Source organism: Glycomyces terrestris, assembly GCF_003933745.1.
GTDB lineage: Bacteria > Actinomycetota > Actinomycetes > Mycobacteriales > Micromonosporaceae > Glycomyces > Glycomyces terrestris.
Map to the genome: position 1 here is coordinate 449,204 of NZ_RSEB01000001.1, position 23,892 is coordinate 473,095.

27 protein-coding genes are annotated in these 23,892 nt (G+C 72.4%); 14 read left to right on the top strand and 13 right to left on the bottom strand.

Annotation, left to right across the window (positions count from 1 at the left end):
• The first annotated feature begins 7 nt into the window (after nucleotides 1-7).
• On the top strand, nucleotides 8-1,177 hold the full coding sequence (locus EIW28_RS02140) for a nucleoside 2-deoxyribosyltransferase domain-containing protein (RefSeq protein ID WP_197717024.1): 1,170 nt from the start codon (nucleotides 8-10) through the stop codon (nucleotides 1,175-1,177).
• A 1-nt stretch (nucleotide 1,178) separates the two neighbouring features.
• On the opposite strand, the gene EIW28_RS02145 is transcribed toward EIW28_RS02140, so the two are convergent.
• From EIW28_RS02145 to EIW28_RS02155, 3 genes are all read right to left on the bottom strand, one after another.
• Nucleotides 1,179-2,645, bottom strand: coding sequence for an Hsp70 family protein (locus EIW28_RS02145; protein ID WP_125246068.1), 1,467 nt, complete (start codon nucleotides 2,643-2,645; stop codon nucleotides 1,179-1,181).
• 145 nt (nucleotides 2,646-2,790) lie between these two features.
• A complete protein-coding gene (locus EIW28_RS02150; protein WP_125246069.1) occupies nucleotides 2,791-3,882 on the bottom strand; it encodes a Gfo/Idh/MocA family protein in 1,092 nt (363 codons plus the stop codon).
• The gene (locus tag EIW28_RS02155; RefSeq protein ID WP_125246070.1) at nucleotides 3,867-4,574 is read right to left on the bottom strand and encodes a ThuA domain-containing protein; all 708 of its coding nucleotides are present in this window, start codon (nucleotides 4,572-4,574) and stop codon (nucleotides 3,867-3,869) included. The genes EIW28_RS02150 and EIW28_RS02155 overlap by 16 nt, the downstream gene beginning before the upstream one ends.
• A 138-nt stretch (nucleotides 4,575-4,712) precedes the next feature.
• Here EIW28_RS02155 and EIW28_RS02160 point away from each other — a divergent pair, with 138 nt between their 5' ends.
• The 6 genes from EIW28_RS02160 to EIW28_RS02185 all read left to right on the top strand — a co-directional run bounded on the left by EIW28_RS02160 (nucleotide 4,713) and on the right by EIW28_RS02185 (nucleotide 9,915).
• Nucleotides 4,713-5,744, top strand: a complete 1,032-nt coding sequence (locus EIW28_RS02160) for a LacI family DNA-binding transcriptional regulator (RefSeq protein ID WP_125246071.1) — start codon at nucleotides 4,713-4,715, stop codon at nucleotides 5,742-5,744.
• A gap of 72 nt (nucleotides 5,745-5,816) precedes the next feature.
• A complete protein-coding gene (locus tag EIW28_RS02165; protein ID WP_125246072.1) occupies nucleotides 5,817-7,607 on the top strand; it encodes a serine/threonine-protein kinase in 1,791 nt (596 codons plus the stop codon).
• A 60-nt stretch (nucleotides 7,608-7,667) separates the two neighbouring features.
• On the top strand, nucleotides 7,668-8,462 hold the full coding sequence (locus tag EIW28_RS02170; protein WP_125246073.1) for an FHA domain-containing protein: 795 nt from the start codon (nucleotides 7,668-7,670) through the stop codon (nucleotides 8,460-8,462).
• Nucleotides 8,463-8,508: 46 nt separating this feature from the next.
• On the top strand, nucleotides 8,509-8,889 hold the full coding sequence (locus EIW28_RS02175; protein WP_125246074.1) for a DUF1304 domain-containing protein: 381 nt from the start codon (nucleotides 8,509-8,511) through the stop codon (nucleotides 8,887-8,889).
• A 57-nt stretch (nucleotides 8,890-8,946) separates the two neighbouring features.
• Nucleotides 8,947-9,366, top strand: coding sequence for a hypothetical protein (locus EIW28_RS02180; RefSeq protein ID WP_125246075.1), 420 nt, complete (start codon nucleotides 8,947-8,949; stop codon nucleotides 9,364-9,366).
• Between the two features lie 6 nt (nucleotides 9,367-9,372).
• The gene (locus EIW28_RS02185) at nucleotides 9,373-9,915 is read left to right on the top strand and encodes an RNA 2'-phosphotransferase (protein WP_125246076.1); all 543 of its coding nucleotides are present in this window, start codon (nucleotides 9,373-9,375) and stop codon (nucleotides 9,913-9,915) included.
• A gap of 4 nt (nucleotides 9,916-9,919) precedes the next feature.
• On the opposite strand, the gene EIW28_RS02190 is transcribed toward EIW28_RS02185, so the two are convergent.
• The 3 genes from EIW28_RS02190 to EIW28_RS02200 all read right to left on the bottom strand — a co-directional run bounded on the left by EIW28_RS02190 (nucleotide 9,920) and on the right by EIW28_RS02200 (nucleotide 12,559).
• A complete protein-coding gene (locus tag EIW28_RS02190) occupies nucleotides 9,920-10,561 on the bottom strand; it encodes an NIPSNAP family protein (protein WP_125246077.1) in 642 nt (213 codons plus the stop codon).
• A complete protein-coding gene (locus EIW28_RS02195) occupies nucleotides 10,558-10,998 on the bottom strand; it encodes an Rrf2 family transcriptional regulator (protein ID WP_125246078.1) in 441 nt (146 codons plus the stop codon). The genes EIW28_RS02190 and EIW28_RS02195 overlap by 4 nt, the downstream gene beginning before the upstream one ends.
• Before the next feature lie 109 nt (nucleotides 10,999-11,107).
• Entirely contained in the window at nucleotides 11,108-12,559 is a 1,452-nt protein-coding gene (locus EIW28_RS02200) for an MFS transporter (protein ID WP_125246079.1), read from the bottom strand.
• A 164-nt stretch (nucleotides 12,560-12,723) separates the two neighbouring features.
• Here EIW28_RS02200 and EIW28_RS02205 point away from each other — a divergent pair, with 164 nt between their 5' ends.
• The 3 genes from EIW28_RS02205 to EIW28_RS02215 all read left to right on the top strand — a co-directional run bounded on the left by EIW28_RS02205 (nucleotide 12,724) and on the right by EIW28_RS02215 (nucleotide 14,335).
• Complete coding sequence (locus EIW28_RS02205; RefSeq protein WP_125246080.1) at nucleotides 12,724-13,113, top strand: winged helix-turn-helix transcriptional regulator; 390 nt, start codon at nucleotides 12,724-12,726, stop codon at nucleotides 13,111-13,113.
• Between the two features lie 75 nt (nucleotides 13,114-13,188).
• On the top strand, nucleotides 13,189-13,773 hold the full coding sequence (locus EIW28_RS02210) for a TetR/AcrR family transcriptional regulator (protein WP_125246081.1): 585 nt from the start codon (nucleotides 13,189-13,191) through the stop codon (nucleotides 13,771-13,773).
• 88 nt (nucleotides 13,774-13,861) lie between these two features.
• The gene (locus EIW28_RS02215; RefSeq protein ID WP_125246082.1) at nucleotides 13,862-14,335 is read left to right on the top strand and encodes a hypothetical protein; all 474 of its coding nucleotides are present in this window, start codon (nucleotides 13,862-13,864) and stop codon (nucleotides 14,333-14,335) included.
• A 57-nt stretch (nucleotides 14,336-14,392) separates the two neighbouring features.
• Here the strand turns inward: EIW28_RS02215 and EIW28_RS02220 are convergent, their stop codons facing one another.
• Nucleotides 14,393-15,367, bottom strand: a complete 975-nt coding sequence (locus EIW28_RS02220) for a helix-turn-helix transcriptional regulator (protein WP_125246083.1) — start codon at nucleotides 15,365-15,367, stop codon at nucleotides 14,393-14,395.
• A gap of 101 nt (nucleotides 15,368-15,468) precedes the next feature.
• Here EIW28_RS02220 and EIW28_RS02225 point away from each other — a divergent pair, with 101 nt between their 5' ends.
• Nucleotides 15,469-15,864: a RidA family protein gene (locus tag EIW28_RS02225; protein WP_125246695.1), complete on the top strand. Its 396-nt coding sequence runs from the start codon at nucleotides 15,469-15,471 to the stop codon at nucleotides 15,862-15,864.
• 57 nt (nucleotides 15,865-15,921) lie between these two features.
• Here the strand turns inward: EIW28_RS02225 and EIW28_RS02230 are convergent, their stop codons facing one another.
• From EIW28_RS02230 to EIW28_RS02245, 4 genes are all read right to left on the bottom strand, one after another.
• A complete protein-coding gene (locus tag EIW28_RS02230; RefSeq protein ID WP_125246084.1) occupies nucleotides 15,922-16,161 on the bottom strand; it encodes a hypothetical protein in 240 nt (79 codons plus the stop codon).
• 60 nt (nucleotides 16,162-16,221) lie between these two features.
• Nucleotides 16,222-17,184 (bottom strand): trypsin-like serine peptidase, encoded by a 963-nt coding sequence (locus EIW28_RS02235; RefSeq protein WP_125246085.1) that lies wholly within the window; start codon nucleotides 17,182-17,184, stop codon nucleotides 16,222-16,224.
• Between the two features lie 296 nt (nucleotides 17,185-17,480).
• On the bottom strand, nucleotides 17,481-17,804 hold the full coding sequence (locus EIW28_RS02240; RefSeq protein ID WP_125246086.1) for a hypothetical protein: 324 nt from the start codon (nucleotides 17,802-17,804) through the stop codon (nucleotides 17,481-17,483).
• Nucleotides 17,797-18,117, bottom strand: a complete 321-nt coding sequence (locus EIW28_RS02245; RefSeq protein ID WP_125246087.1) for a hypothetical protein — start codon at nucleotides 18,115-18,117, stop codon at nucleotides 17,797-17,799. The genes EIW28_RS02240 and EIW28_RS02245 overlap by 8 nt, the downstream gene beginning before the upstream one ends.
• A gap of 331 nt (nucleotides 18,118-18,448) precedes the next feature.
• Here EIW28_RS02245 and EIW28_RS02250 point away from each other — a divergent pair, with 331 nt between their 5' ends.
• A complete protein-coding gene (locus tag EIW28_RS02250) occupies nucleotides 18,449-19,285 on the top strand; it encodes a Scr1 family TA system antitoxin-like transcriptional regulator (protein WP_125246088.1) in 837 nt (278 codons plus the stop codon).
• Nucleotides 19,257-19,511: a DUF397 domain-containing protein gene (locus EIW28_RS25320; RefSeq protein WP_125246089.1), complete on the top strand. Its 255-nt coding sequence runs from the start codon at nucleotides 19,257-19,259 to the stop codon at nucleotides 19,509-19,511. The genes EIW28_RS02250 and EIW28_RS25320 overlap by 29 nt, the downstream gene beginning before the upstream one ends.
• A gap of 61 nt (nucleotides 19,512-19,572) precedes the next feature.
• Here EIW28_RS25320 and EIW28_RS02260 read toward each other — a convergent pair whose 3' ends face one another.
• The gene (locus tag EIW28_RS02260) at nucleotides 19,573-20,361 is read right to left on the bottom strand and encodes an inositol monophosphatase family protein (protein ID WP_125246090.1); all 789 of its coding nucleotides are present in this window, start codon (nucleotides 20,359-20,361) and stop codon (nucleotides 19,573-19,575) included.
• A gap of 154 nt (nucleotides 20,362-20,515) precedes the next feature.
• Nucleotides 20,516-22,402: a glycoside hydrolase family 127 protein gene (locus EIW28_RS02265; RefSeq protein WP_125246091.1), complete on the bottom strand. Its 1,887-nt coding sequence runs from the start codon at nucleotides 22,400-22,402 to the stop codon at nucleotides 20,516-20,518.
• 367 nt (nucleotides 22,403-22,769) lie between these two features.
• On the opposite strand from EIW28_RS02265, the gene EIW28_RS02270 reads away from it, so the two are divergent.
• Nucleotides 22,770-23,798 carry a LacI family DNA-binding transcriptional regulator gene (locus EIW28_RS02270; protein WP_125246092.1) on the top strand — a complete coding sequence of 343 codons (1,029 nt, stop codon included), beginning with the start codon at nucleotides 22,770-22,772 and terminating at the stop codon, nucleotides 23,796-23,798.
• The last annotated feature ends 94 nt before the right edge of the window (nucleotides 23,799-23,892 follow it).

A 23,892-nucleotide genomic window follows, 5' to 3' on the forward strand; every position in this document is an offset into this window, starting at 1 on the left:
AGTCCCGGTGGCATCCGAGGTCGTTGTGGTGCATGCGAACGAGACGCCGCCCGAGTGGTGGGACGCGGCGGTGTTCCTCGCCGGGCCGCTGCCGCGCTCGGCGGCGGTCCCCTCGTGGAACCCGGAGGCGGTGCGGCACCTGCGCGAGCGGTGGCGGCACGACGGCCGACTCGTGGTGTTCACGCCGGAGCTGCGCGAGGGCGTGCTCGCCGACTACACCGGGCAGATCGAGTGGGAGCACCGCGGCCTGCACGACGCGGACGTGATCCTGTTCTGGGTGCCGCGGGACCTGGAGACCATGCCCGCGTTGACGACGAACATCGAGTACGGCGCCTGGTACGACTCGGGGAAGGTGGTCTTCGGGGCGCCCCCGTCGGCGCCGAAGAACGAGTACCTGCGGTACCTGGCGGAGTCGCGCGGGGTGCCGGTCGCCGACCGGCTCGACGCCGCCGCGGGCGCGGCCCTGGATCTGATCGGGGCCGGGGCGCGCCGCGAGGGCGGGGAGCGGTCGGTGCCGCTCCTGGTGTGGCGCACCGAGAGCTTCCAGACCTGGTACGGCGCGCAGCGCGCGGCCGGGAACGTCCTCGAAGGCGCGCGTCTGGAGTGGACGTTCCGGGTCGGGGCGCGCCGGGAGGCGGTCGTGTACTGGGCGGCGCACGTCCAGGTGCGGGTCGCGGCCGAGGACCGGGTGAAGTCGAACGAGGTGGTGATCTCGCGGCCGGACACGGCGCAGGTGCTGCTGTACCGGCCCGGGCCCTCGCTCGACGAGACGGCGGTGGTGCTGGTGCGCGAGTTCCGTTCGCCCGCTTCGACCGCCGACGGGTTCGTGCACGAGCTGCCCGGCGGCAGCAGCCGCGAGGAGTCCGACCCGGCGGCGCAGGCGCTCGCGGAGGTCCGGGAGGAGACGGGGCTGCGCCTGACGGCGGACCGCTTGCGGCCCATCGGGTCCCGTCAGGTGGCGGCCACGATGTCGGGCCACCGGGCGCACCTGTTCGCCGCCGAGGTCACCGAGGCCGAGCTGCGGTGGCTGGCCGAGCAGCGGGGCACCGCGCACGGCGAGGGCGACTCCGAGCGGACCTGGGTCGAGATCGCCACGTGGGGCGAGGTCCGCAAGCGCGGCCTGGCCGACTGGGCGACGCTTGGCATGATCGCGCAGGCGCTCGACCTCGCGCCCTAGCTCAGTCGCAGACGCTCGGGTCGGAGCCGCTGTAGGAGTAGGTGATCGTGACGGTGTCGTCGAAGTCGGCCTCCTGCCCCGCGGCGGGGCTCTGGCCGATGACCTCGCAGTCGTCGTAGTAGGGGCCGAACAGGCCCTCCTGCTCGCCTTCGCGGGCGACCTCGGCGAAGCCGGCGCCGCCGAGGGCCTGAACCGCGTCGGCGGCGGTCATGCCGGCGACGTCGGGGACGGTCCCGGACGTCGGCGCTTCGGACTCCTCAGTGGACGCTTCGCTCGTCTCCTCCTCGGCGGCTTCGGAGGTGGCGGCGGCGTGCGGGGAGCCGGGGGCCTCCTGGCCGCCGGCGCCGGAGCCGCCCTCGACGTCCTCGGTGGTCGCGGCCTCGCTCGTGGCGGCGGTCGCGGACCCGTCGGGGGTCTCGCTGGCGCTCGCTTCGGGCTGCGCGTCGCCGCCGAGCTGGTTGCCGTAGACGGCGCCGGCGGCGACCAGCGGCACGAGGACGGCGGCGAGGACGCCGACGCGGCGCATGGTGCGGCCGCGCGGGCGGGACTCGGCGGCGGCCGGGGCGTTGGCGAGCGCGACGATGCGGGCGCCGTCGGCGGCGGCGGCCTCGGGGTACGCGGGGACGACGGGTTCGAGGCCGGTGCGCTCGGCGAGGACCGTGGCGAGCAGCGGGGTGCGGCTGGCGCCGCCGACGAGGATGAGGCCGGTGACGGGCACGTCGGACTCGGCGATCGCGGCCGCGACGAGGTCGGCGCTCTGGAGGAGGAGCTCGCCGATGCACGACTCGACCTCGTCGCGCGTCAGGTGCAGATCGCGCTCTCCGATGGGCAGCGGCACGCCTGCCCTGGGGCGCTTGGAGATCAGCTCGCGGGCGGCGCGGATCTCGTCGAGGAGGGAGGCGCGCAGGACCTCCTCGTCGAGGTCGGCCGGAGCGCCGACGGTGTCCCAGAACTCGGGGTCGGTGTCGCGGTAGCGGCCCGAGAGGTAGGCGAAGAGGAGCTGGTCGAACTCGCGGCCGCCGACCTCGGCGGTGCTGGTCGAGCCGCGGTGCTGGAAGTCCTCCTCGCCGCGCACGACGACCGCGACGTCGAAGGTGCGCGCCCCGAGGTCGCACACGGCCAGTCCGGAGCCGGTCGCGAGTTCGCGGCCGAGGCCCTTGACGTAGCAGATCGCGGCGGCTTCGGGCGCGGCCATGACCTCGACCTCGCCGAGGCCGGCCTCCCCGGCGAGGTAGACGAGCTCCTGGCGGCGCGCCGCGCCCCAGGAGGCGGGCACGGCGAAGCCGACCGGGGCCGCTCCGGCGGCCTCGTCGCGGGCTTCCCGGACCCGTTCGAGGACGGTCTCCAGTGGCGCGTCGCCGTCGAGCCGGCGGATGTCGGTCTCCTGCTCGCCGCGTCGGATCGACACCGTGACGGTCGAGCTGCCGAGCTCGACGCCGATCGCGGACGCTCCCGGGGTGTGCTGCATGAGCCGAGTCTAGAACTCAGATAGACCGTCTTTGATCTACCTTGCACCCATTCCCCGTTACCTGCTGGAACACCCGATCCGATCGCTTTGCGTCTGAGCGCGGTCACACACGGTGGACGTCCATTGTGTCCGGCCCGGCGGGGGTTCAGGCGGCGGCGGGCGCGTCCTGGAGCGGGACGGGCTCGGGGCGCGGGCAGGTGCTCGCGACCGGGACCGCCTCACCGCTAGCGGCGGCGTCGAGGAGCGAGGTCATGACGTCGAGGACGTGGTAGGCGAGTTCGCCGCTGGCGCGGAAGGGCGTCCCGGGCGGTGCGGCGGCGAGGTCGGCGAGGCCGTAGCCGCGCCCGGCGTTCCGGTAGCCGGCGGAGGCGGGGAGGGTGCGCCACTCGCCGCCGAGCGGGTGGAGCTCGACGTCGCCGTCGAAGTGGTTGGGGTCGGGCACGATGAGCGACCCGTCGTGGCCGTGCACCTCGATGTTGGAGGCGCGGGTGGCGGTGGCGTCGAAGCTCATGACGAGGGTCGACAGGGCCCCGGACTCGTGGCGCAGGACGCCGGTGACGTGGGTGTCGACCTCGACCGGGACGGTCTCCCCGGCGCGGGGGCCGGAGCCGATGACGCGGGTGTCGCGGCTGCGGCTGGCGGCGCCGACGACGGAGGCGACCGGGCCGAGGAGGGTGACGAGGGCGGTCACGTAGTAGGGCCCCATGTCGAGCAGGGGGCCGCCGCCGGGGACGTAGTAGAAGTCCGGGTTGGGGTGCCAGCGCTCGTGCCCGGGGGTGAGCATCATGGCGGTGGCGGCGACGGGGGTGCCGATGAGGCCGTCGTCGATCGCCTTGCGGGCGGTCTGGACGCCGGTGCCGAGGACGGTGTCGGGGGCGCAGCCGACGCGCACGCCGGCGGCGCGGGCCGCCTCCAGGATCGGCAGGGCTTCGGCGGGAGTGGAGGCGAGGGGCTTCTCGCCGTAGACGTGCTTGCCGTGGGCGATGGCCTTGAGGGCGATCTCGGCGTGGGCGGCGGGGATCGTGAGGTTGAGGACGAGGTCGACGTCGGGGTCGGCGAGGAGTTCGTCGACGCCGAGGGCGCGCACGCCCTGCGCGTCGGCGACGGCCTTGGCGCGGGCCTCGTCGAGGTCGGCGACGGCGGTGAGTCGCACGGCGTCGAGGCGTTCGAAGGCGCTCAGGTACTGGCCGGAGATCGCCCCGGTGCCGACGATGCCGATCTTCAGCGGCTGGCCCACAGGAGGCCCCTTTCGATGATGGTGCGGACGTTGGCGTCGGCGAGGACGCCCATGTCGTGGCCGGGGGTGGCGACGAAGATGCGGCCCTCGCCCCACAGGCGGGTCCACACGGCCGGGCAGGTGACGGGGCGGTGCCAGGGGTGGTAGGGGGTGACGGGGATGGTGGTGGTGGCGAGGACGTCGTTCAGCTCGTCGGAGAGGACCCAGTACTGCTCGGTGTGGAGGTCGAAGTCCTTGATGCCCTTGACGATCGGGTGGTCGGCCTGCTCGGGCACGATGTTGACGGTGTAGTGGGTGAAGCAGTCGGCGGCCTCGCCCTTGAGCTCCTCGCGGGGCGCGCGGGTGGGGTGGGTGGCGAACTGGCCGCCGATGAACTGGAGGTAGTCCGAGCTCTCGCGGTAGGAGTCGGCGATGCCGCCGTGCCAGCCGGCCATGCCGGTGCCGTGCTCGACGGCGCCGATGAGGCCCTTGAGCTCGTCGCGGTCGATCTTGTTCATGGTGTTGGTCTGGACGATGAGGTCGACCGTGGCCATGTACCCCTCGTCGGCGTAGACGGCGGTGGTGTCCTCGACGCGGACCTCGTAGTCGTGGTCGCGGAGGAACGGCAGGAACGAGTCGGTCGCCTCGACGGGCTGGTGCCCGTCCCAGCCGCCGCGCACGACCAGCGCGCGCTTGCTCCCAGTTGTCGCCATGCAGGGCTCCCAAAGTTGCGCAACTTCAGCGCCGGTCGGCGCTTCGCGGTTCATTATGTCAAGAGTTTCGCGCGCTATCCAGTGCCTTTCACCGGCGCGAAGTTGCGCAACTTTTCGAGTGCTCGGTATGCTCGCGGCATGGAGAACGCGCGACGGACGACCCTCGCCGACGTGGCCGAGGCGGCGGGCACGACGGTGCCGACCGCCTCGAAGGTGCTCTCCGGGCGCTCGGACGTCTCGGCCGCGACGCGGGCCCGGGTCATGCGGGCCGTGGCCGAGCTCGGGTACCGCGGCCGCTCGGGCCGCGGCGCGGTCCCGCGTCTCGACCGTCCGTCGCTTGTGGACCTGGTGTTGAGCGGGGTGGAGGGGACGTGGGCCAACCGGGCCCTCAGTGGCGTCGAGCGCGCCGCCACCGCGGCCGGCGTCGACCTCGTCCTGACCGTCGCGCACCCGGACGGCGCGTGGCTCACCCGGCTCCTGGAGCGGAACCTGCGCGGCGCGGTCCTCGCCCTCGTCGACGTCACCGCGGAGCAGCTCGCAACCCTCGCCGCCGCGCGGGTCCCGGTCGTCCTGCTCGACCCGGTGGCGCCGCCGCCGAGCACCGTCGCGAGCGTGGGCGCCGCGAACTGGGCCGGCGGCCGGGCCGCCGCCGAGCACCTCCTCGGACTCGGGCACGAGCGCCTCGCCGTCCTCGGCGCCGACCGCAGGCACCTGTTCACGCAGGCGCGCGTCGACGGGTTCCGTTCGGCCGCGGCGCAGGCGGGCCGCGACGTGGAGGTCAGGTACATCGAGTGGACGGCGACCGGCGCGGCCGACGCCGCCGCGGCGCTCCTCGCCGGCCCCGACCGGCCCACGGCCGTGTTCGCGTGCACCGACAACATCGCGGTCGGCGTCTACGACGCCGCCGAGGCGCTCGGCCTGCGCCTCCCCGAGGACGTCAGCGTCGTCGGCTTCGACGACCTTCCCGAGGTGCAGTGGCTGCGCCCCGCGCTCACCACCGTCCACCAGCCGATCAGCGAGATGGGCGAGGCCGCCATGCGGATGCTCCTGCGCATCGTCGCCGACCCGCCCCCGCTCGCCCCGCGCGAGGAGCTCGCGACCCAGCTGGTGGTCCGCGGCTCCACCGCGCCCCCGCGCCGAGCGGTCCGGACCGGCATCCGCGGGGAGTAACCGTGTCGCTCCGGTGCATTAGGGTGGAGGCAGGCACATGCGGGCGATTCGGCTTTTGGGTGGGAGCGGCCATTGCGCACCGGGCAGGTAGTGGGCGGCAGGTACCGGCTGGAGGCGCGCCTCGGATCGGGCAGCCAGGGCGAGGTCTGGCGCGCCGCCGACCTCCGGCTCCACGAACGCGCCGTCGCCCTCAAGCGGGCCCTCACCGGCGGTGACGCGTCCGCCGCGGCGAAGGTCCGCAAGGAGTCCGAGGTCCTCGCCAGCCTCAACCACCCCAACGTCGTCACCGTCCACGACGCCGTCGAGGAGGACGGCGACTGGTGGATCGTCATGGAGTTCGTCTCCGGCCGGTCCCTCGCCGACCTCGGCACCGTCACCGCCGACGAGGCCGCCCGCTACGGCGCCCAGCTCGCCGGCGGCCTGGAGGCCGTGCACGCCAAGGGCATCCTGCACCGCGACATCAAACCCGCCAACGTCCTCGTCACCGAGCAGGGCCAGGCCAAACTCGCGGACTTCGGCATCGCCCGGCAGGTGCACGCCGAACCCACCCTCACCGGCACCGGGGTCGTCACCGGGACGCCCGGATACGTCGCCCCCGAAGTCGTGCGCGGCGGGCGCTACACCGCCGCCGCCGACGTGTTCTCCTTGGGCGCCACCCTCTTCCACGCCGTCGAGGGCACCTCGCCGTTCGGGGAGGGCAACGCCCACGCCCTGCTGTGGCGCACCGCCCAGGGCGACCGTGTCGAGCCCAGGCGCGCTGGAGCGCTCGAGCCCGTCCTGGACCGGCTCCTCGACGGCGACCCCAAGCGGCGCATCAGGATCGCGGAAGCGCACGCCGAACTCGCCCGCCTCTCCGGGCAACCGGTGGCCGCCCGCCGCGCGGACCGGCGCCGCGGCTGGATCTGGGCCGCGGCCGTCGCCTCCGCGCTCGTCGTCCTCGCCGCCGTCGTCTGGCCCGCCCTCCGACCGGCCGAGTCCGGCGGCGAACCCGGCGACGGCACCCCGCGCGGCGGCGTCCCCGTGGACTACATCGGCGACCCCCGGACCGCCGATCCGTGCTCGCTGCTCGACGCGGAGGCGCTCGGCGCCTACGGCCGCTCCCGGCTCGACACCGACAACGGCAACTTCGGCCAGTGCGACGTCGTCCTGGACACCGACGCGGGCTGGGTGTACGTCGAGCTGTACTTCTATGTCAGCCAGGGCGAGCCCGAGCCCGGTCCGACCACCATGTCCGGTCCGATCGGCGTCATCCGCTACGAAGGCGACCACGAGGAGTGCCAGCGCACCCTGGTCCTGCCCGACGGGTCCACCTTCATCTCGATCGAGACGCGCCAGGACGAGAGCGGCGAGAGCGACCTGTGCGCCATCGGCGAGACCGCCACCGAGACCGCGCTCGCCATCCTCGCCGCGGGCGAGATCCCGCGCCGCACGATCGAGGACCCGTCCTCGCTGTACGCCCTCGACGCGTGCGAACTGCTCGAAGGCGAAGGGCTGGAACGGTTCCCGGGCGTCAACGCCCATGAGCCGCTCCGGGCCTTCGGCGGCTGGGGCTGCGACTGGTACAGCACCACCAGCGACCGCGAGCTCCGGCTCGTGTTCGACCGCTCCGACCCGCCGACCGCCGCCGACGGCACCCTCATCCAGGCCCACGACCGGACCGCGATCATCCAGGGCGACCACTGGGGCGAGGGGTCCTGCCTGGTGAGCATCGCCCACCGCACCTATCCGAGCGGTGACGGCGACGGCACCACCACCACCGAGTTCCTGCGCGTCCTCGTCTCCGGCGACGACCCCGAGGAGGAGCTGTGCGCCTTGGCGACCGACATCGCCCAGCCCGCGGCCAAGGCGCTCCCCGACGCCTGATCCGGGAGTGGTCCCGAGCCGGCGTGGCAAGGTGGGCGCTGAAGGAATCCGGAGGACGACATGACCGATCTCTCGCAGGTGGAGGGCCTGGAGCCCCTGCCGCCCGACCATGCGAGCCTCGCGTTCGGGGTCGCCGACACGACCCCCGGCACCCTCTATGCGCTCTCCGTCTCCGGCGGCGTGCGCTTCCGCCCCAAGGAGGAGCGAATCGTCCTCTTCGGACGGAACCGCCCGGAGGTGCACGTCTGCGTCGGTGAGGACGACCGCCGCGTCAGCCGCAGCCACGGGCGTCTCGCCCGCCGCGGCGACCACTGGTGGCTCACCAACACCGGGCACCTGCCGCTCCAGCTCCCCGGCTCGCGCACCCTCTTCCCCGAGGACGAGCCCTTCCCCGTGCAGACCGGTTACACGCCCGTCTTCATCTCCGGCACCGCCCGCCGCCGCCACCTCGTCGAGCTGTACGTCTCCGGCGACGACGGCCGCCTCCCGCCGCCCGCGCCCGACGCCGCGACTCTCAAGGACCGCCCGTGGCGCCTGGACGCGGACGAGCGGCTCGCCCTCGTCTGCCTCGCCCAGCGATACCTGCTCCACGAGGCCTATCCGCAGCCGGTGTCGTGGAAGCAGGTCGCGGCCGAGCTCACCGAACTCGGCTTCGAGGGGAACTGGCGCCCGAAGCGGGTCGAGCACCTGGTCGCGAAGGTGCGCCAGCGCCTCTCGGGCGCGGGCGTCCCGGGCCTCACCCGCGAGGAGGTCGGCGAGCCGGTCGGCAACATGCTCAACCACAACCTCATCACCGAACTCCTCCACACCCGCACGCTCGTCCCGCCCGACCTGCGTGTCCTCGGCGACGACTGAGGCCCGATCCCCGGCGCGGCGGGCCGCGATGGGTCAGACTGCTTCCATGTTGCTCATCGTTCAGATCCTCGCCGCGATCGCCGGCCTCGTGCACGTCTACATCTGGGTCATGGAGAGCCTGCGCTTCGCCGACCCGAAGGTCCACCGCGGCACGTTCAAGACCGACTCGGCCGACCTCGCCGCCGTGACCCCGTGGGCGTTCAACCAGGGCTGGTACAACCTCTTCCTCGCGGTCGGGGCGCTCGCGGGCGCGGTCCTGGTGCGCTCCGAGCCGCCGGTGGGGTGGACGCTCGTCGTGTTCGCGTGCGGCTCGATGCTGCTGGCGGCGCTGGTGCTGGTGGCCCGGGACCGGTCGATGGCCGCGGCGGCGCTCAAGCAGGGCATGTTTCCCCTGCTGGCGCTGGTGTTCTCGCTGACGCAGCTGTGATCTTGTAGGCTGGCGGCGCCCCCTCGAGAGCGTTTCCCTCGAAGACTGGAGTCCCCCGTGGCCTATCCGCCCGCCCCGCAACACGTCCTCAAGGTCAGGTACAAGACGTGGTACCCGGTGCTGTGCACCGTCGTCGGCGCCCTGTGGGCCGTCGTCGGCCTGCTGAACGCGCTGGCCGGCGCCTTCGCGATCGGCATCGTGACCGGTCCGCTGTTCCTGCTCATCGGCATCCTGACGTTCACGAACCCGTACCTCTCGTACGAGCCGGCGACCGGCGCGCTCCACATGCACTCGCCGCTGGGCTTCCGGGCCGCGACGTACGGCCCGGCGAAGGGCGAGCGGCTGTGGTTCGACGGCACGAACCTGCTGCGGATCAAGGCCGACGGCGGCCAGAAGCGCGTGAACGTGAAGATCGGCCGACCCGAGGACGTGGGCCAGGTGCTCCAGGCGGTGGCGGCCGCGCAGCAGGTGCGGTAGGCCGCGATGGACGACCGGCGGCTGGTCAAGGTCTCGAAGTACCTCTCGCGGCACCTGCGGCACGATCCGCAGCGGCTCGGGATCGAGCTCGACGAGCACGGCTGGGTCGAGGTCGAGGCGCTGCTGGCGGCGCTGGAGCGGCAGCGCTTCCGGCTCAGCCGCGAGGAGCTCGATGAGGTCGTGGAGCGCAACGACAAGCGGCGCTTCACGATCCGCGACGGCCGCATCCGGGCGAACCAGGGCCACACGGTCGCGGTCGACCTGGCGCTGGACCCGGTCGAGCCGCCCGCCGAGCTGTTCCACGGCACCGCCGAGGGCTTCCTGGAGTCGATCCGCGAGGAGGGCCTCAAGGCGATGGCCCGCCACGCCGTGCACCTCTCCCCCGACTACGCGACCGCGGTCCGGGTCGGCTCGCGCCGCGGCAGGCCGGTGGTCCTGGTGGTCGACGCGGCCCGCATGACCGCCGAGGGCTGCGTGTTCTACCGCTCGGAGAACGGCGTGTGGCTGACGGAGTCGGTGCCGCCGTGGGCGATCGCGTTCCCCGAGTAGCGCTTCAGCGCAGCTGCGAGCGTGCGGTGGACTCGAGCCGCAGCGCCTGGACCAGGCCGGGGGCGAGGCGATCGGGCGCGTCGACGTCGCCGGTGGCGAACCAGGCGAGCAGGTGCTCGCCGGTGCGGACCGGCAGCGCGGGGAAGGTGTTCTCGGCGGGCTCGGTCGCCAGGCAGGCCGCGAAGCGGCCGCCGAGGGCCGCGCGCACCTGGAGGGCGAGCGCCTCGGCGGCATCGGGGGCGACGCGGTGGACGGCCGCGGTGAGGCGCGTGGGCGCCGGCCGGTCCCCCGGGCCGGGCCGGGCGGGCGCGGGGTGCGGGAACCCGGCCCCGGGTGCGGCCGCGCGGAGCAGCAGCACATCGCTGGAGTCGATCATGGTGGCGTTGGCCGCGGCGCCGTGCTCCTTCCACACCGGACCGCCGTAGAAGGCGGCCAGCGCTTCGGCGCGGACGGTCATGTCGCGGAAGCCGCGGACCCACACGAAGCGGTCGGGGCGGTCGAGGTCGCGGAACTGGCCGACGATCCGCATGCCGGCCGCCTCCTGCGTCTCGACGAACTCGCGGTCGAACAGCTCGATGAGCTCGTCGCGCCGCCCGGGGCGGAGGGTGTACTGGCGCAGTTCGAACACGGTGCGGTCGGGGGTCATGCGGTCTCCTTGGCGGCGAGGGTCTGCGCGAGGACGTCGGCGACGGTGCGCCCGCCCAGCTCCCGCCGGACCGCCTCGTCGACGGCGGCGTAGACCTCGGTGAGGACCGGCCTGATGCCGTGGCCCACAGGGCATTCGAGGTTGGGGGCGCTGGGGTGGAGCGCGAACAGCGGTTCGGCGCCGAGGGCGTCGTGGACGTCGAGGACGGTGATCGACTCGGGTCCGCGGGTCAGCCGCCAGCCCGCCCCGGCGCCGCGGCGGGAGGCGACGAGTCCGGCGGCGCGCAGCTCGCCGAGGCTGCGGCGCACGATGACCGGATTGGTGGCGAGGCTCGCGGCGATCTCTTCGGAGGTCATGACCTCGCGTCCGCGCCGGCTCGCCAGCGCCATCCAGGCGAGGATGTGGACGGCGATCGTCAGCCGGCTGTTGGCCGCCATGGGCGCCTCCTGTCGTGTGCGGTTCGCGCCCCTCGATCGTAACAGTTCTTGTTACAACAGATGCCGGGGGCCGCCGTCCATTGCGGACAGCGGCCCCGTGGTGTTCGCGCTAGACCGCGACCGGGACCGGTTCGGCTTGGGCCGCTGCGGTCGTGCGGGTCCTGATGACGGTGACCGCGACGACCAGGGCGACGGCGACCATGACCGCGGCGATCGTGTAGCCGAGGCGGTAGCCGGCCGTGAGGGCCTCGGCCTGGGCCGCGCCGCCGTCGAGGAGCGCCGTGCTGCGGGAGGCGACCGCAGTGCTGATGACCGCGAGGCCGACCGCGCCGCCGACCTGCTGGGCGGTGTTGAACAGGCCGGAGGTGACGCCGGCGTCCTCGGGCCTGGAGTCGGCCATGCCGAGGGTCATGAGGGCGGGCATCGTCAGGCCGAAGCCGAGCGGGGCGGTGATCATGCCGGGCAGGACGTCGACCAGGTAGGAGCCGTCGGGGCGCATCTGGGCGAAGAGGACGAACCCGAGGACCATGACGGCGAGGCCGGCGATGGCGAGCTTGCGGGGCGCGACCCGGGTGAGGAGCCGGGGGGCGACCCACATGGACACCGCGGCGATCACCAGGGGCGCGGGCAGGAACGCCGTGCCCGCGGCCAGCGGGGCGAACTCGAGGACCTGCTGGAGGTAGAGGACGGTGAAGTACATGAACCCGAACGCGGCGCCGACCATGAGGGCCTGGGCGATGTTCGCTCCGGCCACGCTGCGGGAGAACATGATCCGCAGCGGCACGAGCGGGGTCGCGGCCTTGGCCTGGCGCAGGAGGAACCCGGCCAGGAGCAGCGCGGCGAGGGCGCCGGAGCCGATGGTGCGCGCCGAGGCCCAGCCCTGGTGCTCGACCTCGATCAGGGTGAAGACGGCGAGCATGACGCCGGCGGTCACGAGGAGCGCGCCGAGCACGTCGGCGCCGGCCCGCAGGCCGATGCCGCGGTCGTTCTCCAGCAGGCGCCAGGCGAGGACGGCGACGGCCAGGCCGATCGGCACGTTGATGAAGAAGATCGACTCCCAGCCGACGGACTCGGTGAGGACGCCGCCGACGACGCTGCCGAGCGCGCCGCCGCCCGCGGAGGCGAACCCGAAGGCGCCGATGCCCTTCGCCTGCTGCACCGGCTCGGGCAGGAGCATCACGACCATGCCGAGCAGGCCCGCGGAGGCAATCGCGCCGCCGATGCCCTGCACGAAGCGGCCGGCCAGGAGCAGGCTCTGCGTGTCGGCGAACCCGATGGCGGCCGAGGAGAGCGTGAACAGGGCCAGGCCGACGATGAACACCCACTTGCGGCTGAGGAGGTCGCCGAGCCGGCCGGCGAGGAGCAGCAGGCCGCCGAAGGGGATCACGTAGGCGTTCACGGTCCAGACCAGGTTCGACTGCGAGAAGCCGAGGTCGTCGCGGATGGCCGGGAGCGCGATGGTGACGATGTTCTGGTCGAGGATGATCATGACCTGGGCGGCGAGCAGGACGGTGACGGTGAGCCAGCGGCGGCGCAGACTCGCTTCGGTGGCGGTGGACATGGCGGGGGCTCCTTCAGCTCAACGGGGAACGATTTGTTCCTGGAGCAATCATGTGTTCCAATGGAGCCGTCCGAAAGAAGGCACTTCGATGTACCGGGGGATACACGGATGTTCCTCTCCTGGTCATCCCCGCAGGCGCCTTGCTGTGAAGTGGAGCACATGCCATGAAAGACGAGTGCGACGACGCCCCGATGTCCGACGTCCAGGTCGAGGCGTGCCCGATCGTCCAGATCATCGACCGGGTCGCCGGCAAGTGGTCGGTCTCGATCCTGGTGGCGGCCATCCGCAACCCGGTCCGCTACACCGAGCTGGAGCGCAGCATCCCCGGCATCAGCCGCCGCATGCTCACGCTGACCCTGCGGAACCTCGAACGCGACGGCCTGCTCACCCGGACCGTCTACCCCACGGTCCCGCCGAAGGTCGAGTACAGCGCCACCGACTCCGCCCGCGAGCTCTACGGCCACCTCACCGGCCTCCTCGAATGGGCCGAGCGGCACCGGCCCGACATCATCGAGGCCCGCGAACGCTACGACGCCCTCGTGGCCGCGGCCTAGGGTTCCGGCTCGCAGGGGACGGGGCCGCGCGGGCGATAGGCTATTACGGTCGTCATAGCCCCGGAGGAGGACCCGTTGCCGCAGGTCGAAGCGCCCCGCGAGCGGATCGTGGCCGGTGCGGCCGAGATGATCAGTCGCCGCGGCCTCAACGCCACCAGCATCCGCGAGCTGTCCAAGCACGCGCACGCGCCGCTCGGCTCGACCTACCACTACTTCCCCGGCGGCAAGGGCCAGCTCGCGACCGAGGCGGTGCGCTTCGCGGGCGAGAGCGTCGCGCGCAGCCTCCGCAAGGAGCTGCGGGTCGGCCCCCGCGAAGGGGTGGCCGCGTTCCTCGCGCTCTGGCGGGACATCGTGACCGGCACCGGGTTCCGCGCCGGCTGCCCGGTGCTCGCCGTCGCCGTCGAGGAGCCCCCGCCGGGGCCGGTCCCCGCGGCCGTCCTCGCCGCCGCGGAGGTCTTCGCGGACTGGGAGCGCCTGCTCGCCGAATCCCTTGCGGCCCATGGCGCCGACGCGACCGAGGCGGCGGAGATCGCGACGCTCATCGTCGCCTCCGTCGAAGGCACGGTCGCGATGTGCCGGGCCCGGCGCGACACCGGCCCCCTCGACCGGGTCGCCGCGCGGCTCGACGCGATCATCGCCGGCGTCCTCCGCGCCGATTAATCGCGGAGCAACCGCAGGTCAACCGGGTGCGGTGATACTTCTGGCGCGCTTCGCGGAACCGGTCCGCGAACTCCAGAAGGGAAGCTCGATGAAGAACGCTCTGCCCCGGCTCCGGTCCGCGCTGCGCGGGACGGCCCTCGCCTCCGCCGCGACCGCGGTCGCCGTCCTCGCGGTCCAGTCGCCGGTCCTGGCCGACGAGCAGTACCTCGGGATCTGCGACGACGCCGGCGTGAGCTGCCAGACCGGCGTCCAGGTCGCCTCGCCGCAGGGCGAGTGCGAGATGGCGCCCAGCCAGTACGCCAGCACCTACGTGTGCGTCGCGTACGACGGCGACTTCGTGTACGTCAAGGACAACGACGCCGACGGCCGCGCCGCGATGGCCTACGTCTGGTCCGAGGAGGGCGCCACCGACTCGCGCCTGTGCCGCAACAACCTCGGCTCCGGCACCTGGGCCCGCTGCGACTTCGACTGGGTCGAGTCGGGCCGCCACTCCGTCGAGGGCGGCTACAAGACGAGCACCGTCCTGAACACGACCCCGCTCTGGTCGTGGTCGGGCAAGTGAGCCGAGCATCCGGCCCGGCGACCGCGCCGGGCCGGGACGCCGCCGGACGCGACCGTCTCAGGCCCCAGGGGCGTAGCGGGCCGCGAGGGCGGTCGCGCGGGCGTGCAGGGCGGCGCGCAGCGACGGCGGCGCGAGCGCCTCGGCGTCCCCTTCGAGCTGCCACAGCGCCCATTCGGCATGGCGCGCATCCTGGAAGGTGACCTCAAGACGCAGCCGGCCGTCCGGTTCGGGCGCCTCGGCCCTGACGGCCAGCGCGGTGTCGAGCAGCTCCTCGCGCCGTCCCCGGTCCACGAGCACGAGCGCGGTGAGGAGGTCGCCGCCGGAGAGGAACCGCGCCGAGCGCTCGCGCCAGATCCGGTCGAGATCGACCCGGTCCGGGCGCGCCGCGGCCTCGGCGAGCGCCTCGGCGGCGAGCACGCGTGAGAGCCGGTAGGTGCGGTCCGCGCCGACCCTGGTGGCGAGCAGGTAGCCGCGGTCGCGGACGGTGACCAGGCCGATCGGGTCGACGGTGCGCCACTGCGGGTCCTGATCGGCTGCGGCGTAGTGGATGCGGAGCCTGCGCCCGGCGAGCACGGCCGTGCGGACCTCGGCCATCACCGCGCCGGGCACGGTCTCGGCGGCGCGGCGGCGCGAGAGCAGGTCGGTCTCCGGCTCGACCAGGAACCGCTGCGCCGCGTCGTCGACGGCGGCCTGGTGGCCCGCCGGGAGGGCGTCGACGACCTTGCGCATGGCCGAGGCGAGGGCCGTGCCGAGGCCGAAGACGCGCTCGCCGTGCAGCGTGCCCGCCGTGAGCAGGGCCAGCGCCTCGTCGTGGTTGAGGCCGGTGAGCTCGGTGCGGAAGCCCGGCAGGAGTGCGAAACCGCCGCCTCGCCCGCGCTCGGCGTAGACGGGGACGCCGGCCGCCGACAGGGCTTCGATGTCGCGCAGCACGGTCCGGGTGGAGACCTCCAGTTCCCGGGCCAGCGTCTCGGCGGTGAGCCGGCCGTGCCGGCGCAGCAGGAGCACGAGCGAGACGAGGCGGTCGGCGCGCATCCGCGAAATCTATCAGGAAAACACGACAGGAGATGTCGTGTTTCTTTGGCAGGCTCGTGAGCTGCAAGTGTCCCGACGAATCGAATGGAACCGATGTGGCGATCGAACGAACGGCAGTGAACCCGGTGACGTGGTCCGAAGAGCTGGGCTTCAATCAGGGCGAGCTCGTCTCCGGGCACACCCGGACCCTCTACTGCTCCGGTCAGACCGCGATGAGCGCGGAGGGCCGGCCCGAGCACGAGGGCGACATGGCGGGCCAGCTGGCGCTGAGCCTCGCCAACCTGGAGGCCGTCCTCGGCGAGGCGGGCATGGCCCTGCCGAACCTGGTGCGGCTCAACGTGTACACCACGGACGTCGACCTCCTCTTCCAGCACTACGGGGTCCTCGCCGCCCGACTCGGCGGCGCGGGCGCGGCCCCGGCCACCACGATGCTCGGCGTCGTCCGCCTGGCGGTCCCGGGCCAGATGGTCGAACTGGAGGGCACCGCGGTGGCGTGACGCCGGGCGGCCGCTCGGCGGGTGCGGCGCCGCTCGCGGCGGTGGCCGCGGGCGGCGCTACTCGGTCGCCTCCGGGGGCTCGGCGCTCGAACGGCGGTCGTCGTCCCAGTAGGACTCGAGTTCCTCGCCGGTGAGGAGGCCGGTGGGCGGCTCGGTCGGGCGGATCAGCCCGGTCCCGCCGGGATCGGGCGTCGGCTCGCCGGAGTCGCCGCCGCGCAGGCCGGCCGCCAGCGCGATGCCGATGGCGAGCACGGCGACCGCGATCCCGGCCGCGAGGTAGATCGTCTCTCTGCGCATCGTCCCTCCGGTGACGGGCGGCAGGCCGCGCGGTGGGCGCGGCCTGCCGGATCGAGGTGGCTACAGGGCGCTCATCTGGGTGTAGAAGTCCCAGATGACGTCGTCGAAGTAGCCGCTGAGGTTCCTTCCGTCAGACGACCGCCAGGTGCTCTGGGTTCCATTGGCGAGCCCGAGCCCCGGGTAGCTCGCCGAGTACTCCAGCAGCCAGGGGCCGCCGCTCGCGCCGTGCGAGAAGTTGCAGTTCATCTGGATGCGGTCGTCGAAGAGTCCGGCGGACTCGCTCTGGCCCCAGCAGTGCCACTGCACTTCGTTGTTGTCGTGGTTGGCCGGGTATCCGATGGTGTGGAGGTCCACTTCGTAGCCCTGCCCGGTGGCGAAGCCGTGGCCGCCGACGACCTGGTTGAGGGTCTGGCCGCTGGAGTTGGTGTTCACGAGGAACATGCCGACGTCGCGGTTGACGTCGCCGTCGTCCGCCCACGAGGTGAGGACGGTCTGGGTGAAGTAGTCCGCCGTCCAGGTGCCGTTCGGCTCGTAGCCGTTGTCGTACCCGGGGACGAAGACGACGTTGGAGGACCAGCCGGCTGGGTCGTCGTAGGGCCCGTACAGGCAGTGCGCGGCGGTGAGCACGAGGCTCTGGTTGCCGCTGGCGAGGGCGGAGGCCGAGCAGCTGCTCGGGTCGCCGTTGAAGTCGTCGTAGAAGATGCGGCCGGTCGCGTACGAGTGGTCGATCTTCGGGGACGCGAACTCGGAGTCGGGGAGGACCGGTTCGACCAGCTGGGTCTCACCGAGGTCGAGGTCCTGGAACGCGTCGAGGTCCGGTGCGGTCTCCTCGACCTCCGGGAACTTCGCGGACGCCATGCGCTCCGGCGTCCAGTACGCGTCGAGGTCGTCGGCTTGGAATCGGGGTTCGTCGGTCGGGGAGATCAGCGAGACCCGCGAGTCGGCGTCGGTCTCGGGTGCCGCATTGGCAGCGGCGGGAACGAACGCCAGCGTCATCGCGAATGCGAAGAAGACGGCGGTCATCACTCGGATTGCAGAGCGGAAGCCCTTGTGCGCCATGAATATCCTCCTGAAATTCAGGCGTTTCGTCGGACCGCTTCAGATTATCGAGCACTATTCAAGATCACGGTCCGCATTGGCGCAGTGCGCTTGATCAACTGCGAATCACAGCAATGTGAAATGCATTCTTGATCGTTTTCAGCAATCGATTTCCGCTCTGTCGGAGACGACTGTCCACGGTGACCTCAGCAGGAACGCCTTGCGACGGAGAGGGGGCCGGGCGATCTTCCACCAAGGATCGCCCGGCCCGTGGAGGGTGGTCAGGTGGTGTCGGGTTCGGCGATGAGGGCCCGGCACTGTTCGAGGAGCCAGGGGCACCATTCGTCACCCTGCCAGCTGGCGGCCCACTCGGGGACGTCCTCGCGGTCGTCGGTGAACCGGCAGCACTCGCGCGGGCCGCCGCCGTCGTCGACGTCGAGGAGGTAGTCCGTGACGCGGGGCCGCTGCGCCGGATGCGAACCGAGGCTGTAGAGCGTGAACACCGCCGGCCCGCGGCGGAAGTCGCCGAGGTAGCCGTCGACGCCGGGCTTGCCGTCGGAGCGGAGGTTGTACGGGCCGTCCTCGGGGACCGTCGAGCTAGCCATCGCAGAACCTCGCGGCTTCGGCGGAGATGCGGGCGCGGTAGAAGATCCGGAACGCCTGCTCCTCGACCCAGATCTTCGCGTGGGGCTTGAGCCGGCTCCAGTACGAGCCCCAGGTGGCCTTGAGGTCGCCGGAGTTGAGGCCGGAGACGACGAGGACCACGTCGTCGTTGCGGGGCCCGGTCAGCACCTGGAACGAGTCCGGCGCGACGGCGCTCGAAGCCTGGACCGTGTAGGTCCGGTACTCGTCCTCGAAGGTGCCGCGGATGGGCGGACCCGAACCGGGGTCGCTTCTCGTAACAGGAACCGTTCTCATCGTAACTCCATTTCGGACTGTCATGTTTCCGACACTTCCCCGGCGTGTCTCGCACGACGAGGCGACCATGGAGCGATCCGCCGAACCGCCCCGCACACCGCGACCCGGGTCAGCGAACTCGCGACACCATGAATCTAGACCGTGAAACCGCAGGTCACAAGATGAAAATGGTTGCGGTGCAACGGCACTGTGAGAATCCGACCGTGGAAAATCTATAGGGGATTCTGCACGGTCAGAACTCCCCGGTCCGATTCTCACAGCGGCGCAACGGGTGTGGACTGTGCGATAGTGATAGTTCCGCAACAGGGGCCCACCAACCTTGGGAGCTGCGATGGCAAAGACGGACTCGGGAGCCTGGTTCATCCGCATGATGCTCAGGACCGGCAGGGAAAGGCAGAGGAGGACACAGGAATCCATTGCGCGCCAGTGCCATCTGGCGACCGATACCTACCGCGCGTACGAGGCGGGACGCTCCAGCCCGCCCGCGAAGAACATGGAGGCGCTGGCGAAGGCCTGCGGCTACGACGAGGAGAAGGCCGCCTACATGGCGAAGGCCGCCGGTGCGCGCGGGGAGGAGTGGGAGGCGCTGGAAGCCGATCAGCGGTTCAACGCCCTCTACATCGCTCTGGCGGAGCGCTTCTACGGCGAGATCTTCAAGTTCGACGCACTCATGATCCCCGGACTTCTGCAATGTCAGAAGTACCACTACATCGTGGCGAGGCAGGCCGAACCGGGATCAGACGAATGGGTCGATGCCGGATGGGTGTTCAAGGACGGGCGACAGCTCGCCGCCGAAGCCCGGAAGGACAGGCCGGTGATGCACTTCCTCATCGGCGAGACCGCGCTCCTGCAACTTCGGATGATCTCGGAGGAGCTCTACCAGGAGCAGATGCTGCACCTGCGGCGCTGGGCCAGGAAGCCGGGTGTCCTCATCCGCATCCTGCGCGGTCCGGTGCTCGCACAGCGAAGCAGTTTCGAGATCTACCTGCCGGAGGAGTTTCCGCTTGCAGGACCTTCGATCACCTATATCGAGGCCGCCGACTCCAGCTGGCTCATCGACGACCCCACCCGCATCGCGGGTTACGATGACATCCGCAAGATGCTTTGGAAACAGGCGATCCGGATCGAGGTCTACAACGATGACGACTGGCGTTACCGTTTGGCGTAAGAGCACCCGTAGCGGCTCTGGCAACAACTCGAGCTGTGTCGAGGTTCGCCGGGCTTGGCGCAAGAGCACCCGCAGTGGTGCGGGGAACAACTCCAACTGCGTCGAGGTGGCCTTCTGCGCCGACGACGCCGGATTCCACCTGCGGGACTCGAAGCTCGACACCGACTCCCCGGTGTTCGACCTGGCCGCCGCCGACTTCACCGCTCTGGTCAAGGCCGCGGGCTAAGCGCCACAGACCGACAAGAGGAGGGGCGACCGCTGCGCGGTCGCCCCTTTTCGGTGCCGTCCTAAGCGATCTCGGCGAGGAGCGCCCGGTGAAGCTCCGGGTTGCAGGCGAGGATCGAGGTGGCGCTGGTGTCGTAGTCGACGCCGTCGAGGTCGGTGACCAGAGCGCCGGCCTCGCGGGCGATGACGACGCCGGCGGCGACGTCCCACGGGTTGATGAACGAGTGGTACGTGGCGTCGACGCGCCCGGCCGCGGTCCAGCACATGTCGAGGGCGGCGGTGCCGAGCATGCGCACTCGCTGGATGCTGGGGACCAGGCGGCGCAGCAGCTCCAGGCGCTGGGCGTTGCGGCGCTCGGACTCCGGGGTGACCCCGAAGTCCCCGAAGGCGACCACCGCGTCCGCGAGCGCGGCGGGCCCGCGGACGGCGAGCGGGTGCTTGTTCAGGGCCGCGCCGTGGCCGAGGGCGGCGGTGAAGCGCTCCTCGGAGGCGGGGGCCTCCACGACGCCGACGACGGAGATGCCGTTCCGGGTCAAGGCGAGGGAGACGGCGTACATGGGCGAGCCGTGGGCGAAGTTGACGGTGCCGTCGATCGGGTCGAGCACCCACTCGTAGTGGGACTCGGTGTCGCCGGTGCGGCCGCGCTCCTCCCCCAGAACCGGGATGCCGGGGGTCTCGGCGGCGAGGAACTCGCGGACGGCGTCCTCGACGGCGTAGTCGAGGTCGGTGGCGTAGTCGCGGTCACCCTTGCCGCTGATGGAGCGTTCGCGTCCGAGCCCGGTGCGGATGACCTCGGCGGCGGTCGCCACCGCCTGCTCGGCCGTGCCCAGGAAGTCAAGCAGCTCGCTCATTATTCGGTTCCTCGATTCGTCCAACCCACCCGACGTGCCACATCCTAGACGTGCAAGACCAAGCGGCACTTGGACTCCCAGTGCGATTTCTCGGACAATCGCCGCGAACCGGGGCCGGTGCGCCCGCAAAGCGGTGCGCACCGGCCCAAACCGCTCAGGCCGCGGGCAGCCACACGCGCATCGCGGCGGCCCCGCGGGTGTCGCGGAGCCGGAACGGCAGGAGCGGCAGCTCGGTCGGCTCGCCGTCGTCCTTGCCTTCGTCGTCGGGGCGGGCGGGCCCGTACGGCCAGCCGTCGGCGCGGTCGTGGACGCGGGCGGCGACCCAGACGCGGCCGTCGCGCACCACCGGGGCGGCGGCGGTGTCGACCGTGAGGCAGTCGAGGTCGCCGCCGGGGAGGTCGATCGACTCGGCGCACAGGACGAGCGGGCCCTGCTCGACGGCGGCGCAGCCGCGGACGGCGTCGACGCGCGGGTCCGGCAGCGTCCAGCGCGGCGCGACCGAGAACTCCAGGCGGAACTCGTCGCCGGGGGCGAACGCCTCGGTGACACCCGCTGCGGCGGTGCCGGGCTCGATCTCGGTCACGGAGCCGTCGGGGTGGACGAGCCGCGCGTCCTCGGCCCAGGCGGGGACGCGGAGCGCGACCTCGCGGCGGCGGCCGCCGTCGTTGGCGTCGACGCGGACGGTGACCGAGCCTTCCTCGGGGTAGGCCGTCTCGACGGTGAGCGCGAACCGGGCGCCGTCGATCTCGGTGTCGACGGTGCAGGGCGTGAACTGGTGGATCTGGACGCCGCGGTCGTCGGCGGTGGCGGTGTAGACGGCGAACTGGGCGAAGGTGCGGGCGAGGTTGGTCGGGCAGCAGGAGACCTCGAACCAGTGCCCGCGGCGGCCCCCGGCGCTGAGGTGCGCCAGCGCGCCTTCGCGGGGCGGCTCGGGGTCGGCGGTGCGCTGGTGGAGCGGGTTGGCGTAGAAGAAGGACCGCCCGTCGGGGGCGACCGCGCCGGAGAGGACGTTCCAGGCGATCCGCTCGATCATGTCGCCGTAGCGGGCGTCGCCGGTGGCGAGGAGCAGGCGCCAGGCGGTCATGACCGCGGCGACGCCCGCACAGGACTCGGAGTAGGCGCGGTCGGGGCCCAGCGCGAAGTCGCGGCCGAACGCCTCGTCGGCGTACTGGGAGCCCATGCCGCCGGTGAGGTGGGTGCGGCGGGCGACGGTGCGGTCCCATTGGGCGCGCACGGCGTCGAGGAGTTCGGTGTCGCCGGTCTCGACGGCGACGTCGACGGCGCCGGCCGCGAGGTAGAGCGCGCGGACCGCGTGGCCGCGCAGGACCTCGGCGTCGCGGACGGGGACGTCGTCCTGGTAGTAGAGGCCGTTCTCCTTGAGGGTCTTGCGCCCGTGGCGCTCGATGAAGAGGCGGGCCTGCTCGAGGTAGCGGGCCTCGCCGGTGGCGCGCGCGAACTCGGCGAGGGCCGCCTCGATCTCGGCGTGGCCGCAGATGCGCTCGATGCCGCCGGGCCCGAAGGTGTCGCACACGTGGTCGGCGACGCGGCGGGCGATCGCCGTGAAGTCGTCCTCGCCGTGGTTGCGCAGCCGGGCGACGGCGGCCTGGAGGAGGTGACCGGCGCAGTAGAGCTCGTGGCCCCATTCGAGGTCCGCATAGCGGGGCCGCTGGCCGGGGCTGCCGTAGCAGGTGTTGAGGTAGCCGTCCTCGTGCTGGGCGGCGCCGATGCGGCGGGTCAGCTCGGCGAACTGCGCTTCGAGGGCGGGGTCGCCGGTGCGGCCGATCTCCCACGCCATGGCCTCGGCGAGCTTGTACACCTCCGAATCCGAGAACTGGGGTCCGGAGCGCTCGAACCGGCCGCCCGTACTCGCGTGGTCGAAGTTGCCGATCCAGCCGAGTTCCTCGAGCCAGTGCAGGCAGTGCTGGATGGTCGCCGCGGCGTTCACCGCCTGCCGCTCGGACCAGTGGCCGCCGGTGAGGCGGACCTCGTCGGTCCCCAGGGGCCGCAGGGCGCCGGCGGAGGGCGTTACGGGTGTTCTCATCGTCATCCTTCGATGGCTTCGGGATATGAGTCCTCGGACGGGAGTGGCGTCGGAGCGGGCGGAGTGCAGCGGGCAGCGCCGTGCGCCCGCGGGGTCGCTCCGATGTCGACGGCGCGCCTCCGTGCGCTTGCGGTAGTGGGTGGGGAAGGGAAGGACCGAAAGGTTCCGAAAACCTTTTCGGATCGCCGTCGAGTCGATCGTAGGGGCCGCACCGAGCCCTGTCAATGCGTTGATTCCGGTGGATCGCTCCGCGGCGCGGGGACCTGCGGTGCCGTGTCCGAAAGCGGGATCAGCGGGATTTCGGCGCGTCGGATACAGTCGATCCCGTTCCGGCCGGTCGCGGCCGGGATCGCAGAAGGAGGACGAGGTGGCCCCATCCCCGGCACCGCGCGGCGCGCGCACCGCCACGCTCACCGACGTGGCCCGGCTCGCGGGCGTCTCCGTCGCAACCGCGTCCAAGGCCCTGAACGGGCGCAACCACGTCAGCGCCGCCACCCGCGAGCGGGTCGCGGAGGCCGCGGCGCAGCTCTCGTTCTCCCCCAACTCGCTCGCGCGCGGGCTCCTGGCCGGGCGCACCGGGACCGTGGGGCTCCTGACCTCGGACCTGGTGGGCCGCTTCAGCCTGCCGATCCTCATGGGCGCGGAGGACGCGTTCGGCGCGGGCGAGATGTCGGTGTTCCTGTGCGACGCCCGCGGCGACGCGATCCGCGAGCGCCACCACGTGCAGGCGCTGCTGAGCCGCCGCGTGGACGGGCTCATCGTGGTGGGCTCCTCGACGGACCCGCGCCCGCCGCTGGCCGCCGCGGTCGACGTCCCGGTCGTGTACGCCTACGCGCCCTCCGAGAACCCCGAGGACCTCTCGATCGTGCCCGACAACGTGGGGGCCGGCCGCATGGCCGTGGAGCACCTGATCGCCTGCGGGCGCACCAGGATCGCCCACATCTCGGGCGACCGCGGCTTCAGCGCCGCCCGCGACCGCGCCGCCGGCGCCCTCGCCGCGCTCGCGGACGCCGGGCTCGCCCCGGTCGGCGAGGTCGCCTACGGCACCTGGCAGGAGGGCTGGGGCCGCGCGGCGGCCGCGATGCTCCTCGACCGCGAGCCGGACTTCGACGCCGTCCTGTGCGGCTCGGACCAGGTCGCCCGCGGCGTCCTGGACACCCTGCGCGAGCGGGGCCGCCGCGTCCCCGAGGACGTCGCGGTCATGGGCTTCGACGACTGGCGCGTCATGACCACCGGCGCCCGCCCGCAGCTGACCAGTGTGGACATGAACCTGGAGGAACTGGGCCGCACCGCGGCCCGGGCCCTGTTCGAGGCGATCGGCGCCGAGCACGGCCGCGGCGTGCGCACCGTCCAGTGCCGCGTCGTCGTCCGCGGCTCCACGGCCCCGGGCACCTAGCCCCAGGGCGCGGCGGCCCCTTCGCGGCCACTCCGGTTCGCCCGGCGTTTGGCGACTATTTTCAAATTGGTGCCTATCCATGTAACTCGGCTTC